Annotated in this window: 1 protein-coding gene; it reads left to right on the top strand. The window is 33.0% G+C overall.

Going from position 1 to position 731, the window contains the following annotated elements; translation table 11 throughout:
• Nucleotides 1-408: 408 nt before the first annotated feature.
• On the top strand, nt 409-731 hold a 323-nt coding region (locus MUW74_RS03300; RefSeq protein WP_243518103.1), incomplete at its 3' end, for a hypothetical protein.

The raw sequence follows: 731 nt of genomic DNA, 5'->3' as shown, positions 1-731 counted from the left end.
ATTATTTTACAAGAAGCATTCCCTTTCTTTTTAAATAAGGTTATCACAAAAAATAATATGGCTTCTATAACCAATAGAAATATATTTTGATTTACAGTTTATTGAATCCAAAATCAGGTTCATACAACTAACAAGCATTACGCTATCTGCGGATATTGTATTATTGCTTTAAACTTTGTATAATGCTTATCAGTCATTCTACATACTTAATTAGGCTCAAAAGCTATGGCAATACAAAAACTATGGCAATAAGTTTACTAAATAAGTAAGATTAAAGCAACAAATGGTTTGCTATGATTTTTGTGAGCTTGATTAAATTAGTCATTGACCAAAACATTCGCAATCCCCTTTTGCTTCTTTTTTATTGAAGATCTTATCCCTGCTTAAGGCAGTATAAACCAATTATTTATGGATCAAATAACAAGGCCTATAGAACGTCCAATAGCGTCGACTACAGAACAAGCATTACATACCTTTCCACCTTTTTCAGGGGAACTAAAAGTAGACGAAAACCTAAAGTATGAAAGGCGTCAACCTAATCAGTTAGAAAAATATATACGCGTCTTCTTACCTGATCAGCAATCAAAAACCGCTACCCTGAATAAGGTAGCAAGGTATCCTAATCCTTATGAGTTGGCTACGCTTGCTTCAACAGCATACCAAGAAGAAAGTGGAACATACCAAGAAGAAAATGAAAAAAGTTTACCCAAGAGATGGGAGTTGTTGATTAT

This window comes from Candidatus Cardinium sp. cBcalN2, from assembly GCF_022810445.1.
Lineage (GTDB): Bacteria > Bacteroidota > Bacteroidia > Cytophagales > Amoebophilaceae > Cardinium.
This window is presented reverse-complemented; position numbering and strand designations above follow the sequence as displayed.